Here is a 3,617-nt window from a genome sequence, read left to right as displayed (position 1 = left end):
CCACGACCCGCCGGTCGAGCCGGCGCAGCGTCGAGGAGACCGGCACCCGTCTTCGCGACGAGGAGGAGTTGGAGCCGGTGACCCGGCGGCGCGCGTCGCGTACCCGTGACGAGGAGACCGCCCCGACCCGGCGCCGTCGCGCCGAGGAGCCGGCCGCCGAGCAGAGCAGCCGCCGGTCCCGCTCCGAGGACGAGGGCACCCGTTACTCGGCGCCGCCCCGACGGGCCGTCGAGGAGCCGGAGGAGCCGTGGGACAGCCCGCGCCGCTGGCAGGCCGCCGAGCCGATCTCCGCCGGCCCGGTCTCCGCCGAGCCGATCTCGGCCGGCCCGATCTCGGGTGGTCCGATCTCGGCGGCGCCGCGCAGCGGCAGCGGCCGGCACAGCGTCGAGGACGATCTGCCGGAGGAGCCGGACTACTGGCGCCCGCCGGCGCGGTACGTGCCCGAGGAGGTGCCGCCGCCCGTCGACGACACCCCGACCCTTGTCGACCTGGCGTCGCGGCGAGCCCGGCGGGCCGCCGGCGAGGGCCGGTCCGCCAAGCGCCGCAAGGCCAGCGCGGACGCCGTGGACGGGGCGTACTGGGCCGGGCTGCGGGGTGAGGCGAAGTGATGCGCACGACCGTGCCACCGGTGGCCTGCGTCGGTGAGCCTCGGCTGACCGCCGGCTTCGCCGAGTTCGGCCGGCTCGACCTGGCCGCGCACGAGGAGGTGCACGGGCCGATCGGCCCGATGGAGCCGGCGCAGTTGCTCCGGCTCGTCGAGGGCATGCAGCTCAAGGGCAAGGGCGGGGCGGGCTTCCCGTTCGCCCGCAAGCTGCGCGCGGTGCTGGAATCCTGCGAGCGGCAGGACCTCGCCGCGGTGGTGGTCGTCAACGCCAGCGAGGGGGAGCCGGCCAGCTGGAAGGACAAGGTGCTGCTCACCCGCGCCCCGCACCTGATCCTCGACGGCGCGGCGCTGGCCGCGTACGCGCTGGACGCCGAGGAGATCGTTCTCGGCGTGGCCGACGACGGTGTCGGCCGGGACTCGCTGATGGAGGCCCTCGCAGAGCGCCGGATGCCGGTGCGGACCACCATCGTCACCGTGCCGCACCGGTTCATCTCCGGCGAGGGCGGCGCGCTGGTCAACGGCATCAACGGGCTGCCGCACATCCCTCCGGGCACCAAGAAGCGCTCCAGCGACTCCGGCGTCGGCGGCCTGCCCACCCTGCTGTCCAACGCCGAGACGTACGCCCAGCTCGCCGTCGGCGCACGACTCGGCCCGTACGAGTACGCGGCGCTCGGCACCGACGACGAGCCGGGCACCGTGCTGCTCACCGTGACCGGCGCGGCGGCCCGGCCGGCGGTGGTGGAGTGCACGGCCGGCATGCCGCTGCGCGACGTTCTCGACCTGTGCGAGGTCCCGGACGTCCAGGGCATCCTGATGGGCGGCTACCACGGCAAGTGGATCACCCCGGAGGCGGCGGAGAAGGCCGAGGTCTCCCGCAAGGGCCTGGCCGCGGTCGGCGGCACCCTCGGCGCCGGCATCATCATCCCGATCGGCGTCGACACCTGCCCGCTCGGCGAGGCCGCCCAGGTGGTGCGCTACCTGGCCGGCGAGTCCGCCGGCCAGTGCGGCCCGTGCAAGATGGGCCTGCCGGACCTGGCCCGCGCGGTCGACCTGGCCGTGGCCGGCAGCCAACCGGCCGACGTGGTGCGGGCCGCCGCCGGCGACGTCAAGGGCCGCGGCGCGTGCAGCCACCCGGACGGCACGGCCCGGTTCGCCCTCTCCGCGATCGAGGTCTTCGCCGAGGACCTGCGGCTGCACAGCACCGGCGACGGCTGCGGCCGGCGGGTCAAGGGCGTCATGGGGCTGCCCGGCGCGCCCGACCCCAATCCGCAGATGCTCACCCTGGACTGGTCCCGCTGCGACGGGCACGGCCTCTGCGCGCATGTGGTGCCGGACTTCATCCGGCTGGACGGCAACGGCTATCCGGCGTTCCCGACCACTCCCGTGCCGACCTGGCTGCGCGAGGGCGCCCTGAAGGCCGTCAAGGTCTGCCCGGAACTCGCCCTGCGCCTCGCCAAGGCCGAGTAGGGAAAGGCACTGACCACCACACCTGTCGAACGGAGCTGCGGATGCGCAAGCCGATCGGGCGGACAGCGGCGGCGTACCCGCGCCGCGCCGCCATCGTGGGGGCGCTCGTCGCCACCCTGCTCGCCACGGCGTCCTGCACCGGCACGGTGCCGCCCGACGCTGCCGCCGCCGGGACCGCGCCGGCCCCGGCCAGCTCCCCGGCCACCCCGGCTGCCTCCGCGACCGGCTCGCCGTCGGCCGCGCCGGCCCCGGTCCAGGTCCCGGACGTCCTGCGCTTCAGCGGGACCACCCTCACCGGCAGCGCGTTCGACGCGACGCGACTGGCCGGCCGGCCGGTGGTGCTCTGGTTCTGGGCGCCGTGGTGCGCCACCTGCGCCAGCCAGGCGTGGACGGTGGCCGAGATCGCGCCGAAGTACCGGGACACCGTGCCGATCGTCGGCGTCGCCGGGCTCGGCGAGCAGCGGGACATGAAGAACTTCGTCAGCGAGTTCGACCTCGGCGACACGGCGCAGATCGACGACCGCAAGGGCGTGCTCTGGAAGCGGTTCAAGGTGACCGAGCAGAGCATCTTTGTGATCATCGACCGGGACGGCAAGGTCGTCCACCAGGGTTTCCTGGACGGTGAGGCGCTCAGCGCCCGGGTCGCCGCCCTGGCCGGGGCGTGACCGCCCCGCTGCTGCTCGCGCTGACCGCCGGCATGCTCGGCGCGGTCAACCCGTGCGGCTTCGCGTTGCTGCCCGCGTACCTCTCGCTGTTGGTCGCCGGAGCGTCGGACGCCCGCGGCGCGGTCGGCCGCGCGCTCACCGCGGCGGCCGGGCTCACCCTGGGGTACGTGGTGGTCTTCGGCGCCTTCGGCCTGGCGCTCGCGCCGCTGGCCGGCTGGCTGCGTCCCCGGCTGCCGTGGCTGACCGTGGCGCTCGGACTGCTACTGGTGGTGGCCGGCTGCTGGCTGCTCGCCGGTCGACGGCTGCCCGCGCCCGGGTGGACCGCGCGGGCGCCCCGGCTGACCAGGTCCTGGCCGTCGATGGCGCTGTTCGGCGCGGTGTACGCGCTGGCGTCGCTCGGCTGCGCCATCGCACCGTTTCTCGCCATCGTGGTGACCAGCCTCCAGGCCGGCTCGACCGGCCGCGGGCTGGCCCTGTTCGGCGCGTACGCCCTCGGGATGGGTCTGGTGGTCGCGGTCGCCGCGCTCGGTGTGGCGCTGCTGCGCGACGGTCTGGTGGCCCGGCTGCGCGTCGCCGGCGCGCTGGTGCCCCGGCTCAGTGGCCTGGTGCTGCTGCTCGCGGGCGGGTACGTCGCCTGGTACGGCTGGTACGAGCTGCGGCTGGCCGCCGGCCGCCGCGACGCCCTGCGCGACCCGATCATCCGAGCGGCAACACAGTTCCAGCAAACCCTGTCGAACACCGTCGACACGCTAGGCCCGGCACCACTCCTGGCCGCCCTGGCAGCACTCCTTCTGGCAGCCCTCCTGCTCAGGCGCCGCCGCTCTCCCAGCGTCGATCATGAAGTTATTGCCCGCCGCCTCGGCGTGTCGCGGCAACAACTT

The 3,617-nt window shown here is 75.1% G+C and carries 3 protein-coding genes and 1 pseudogene; all 4 read left to right on the top strand.

Annotation, left to right across the window (positions count from 1 at the left end; translation table 11 throughout):
- A pseudogene (locus tag AB0J68_RS29255) lies at window positions 1-608 on the top strand (hypothetical protein); the annotation flags it as partial.
- Entirely contained in the window at window positions 608-2,071 is a 1,464-nt protein-coding gene (locus tag AB0J68_RS29250) for an NADH-ubiquinone oxidoreductase-F iron-sulfur binding region domain-containing protein (protein WP_354856244.1), read from the top strand. The pseudogene AB0J68_RS29255 and the gene AB0J68_RS29250, both read left to right, overlap by 1 nt.
- A 41-nt stretch (window positions 2,072-2,112) precedes the next feature.
- Window positions 2,113-2,736 (top strand): thioredoxin-like domain-containing protein, encoded by a 624-nt coding sequence (locus tag AB0J68_RS29245; RefSeq protein WP_363941756.1) that lies wholly within the window; start codon window positions 2,113-2,115, stop codon window positions 2,734-2,736.
- On the top strand, window positions 2,733-3,617 hold an 885-nt coding region (locus AB0J68_RS29240), incomplete at its 3' end, for a cytochrome c biogenesis CcdA family protein (RefSeq protein WP_363941753.1). The genes AB0J68_RS29245 and AB0J68_RS29240, both read left to right, overlap by 4 nt.

Origin of the sequence: Micromonospora sp. NPDC049580 (genome assembly GCF_040675595.1) — a bacterium.
Classification (GTDB): domain Bacteria; phylum Actinomycetota; class Actinomycetes; order Mycobacteriales; family Micromonosporaceae; genus Micromonospora.
Note: the sequence above shows the minus strand (reverse complement) of the source record. Positions and strands in the feature narration are given on the sequence as shown.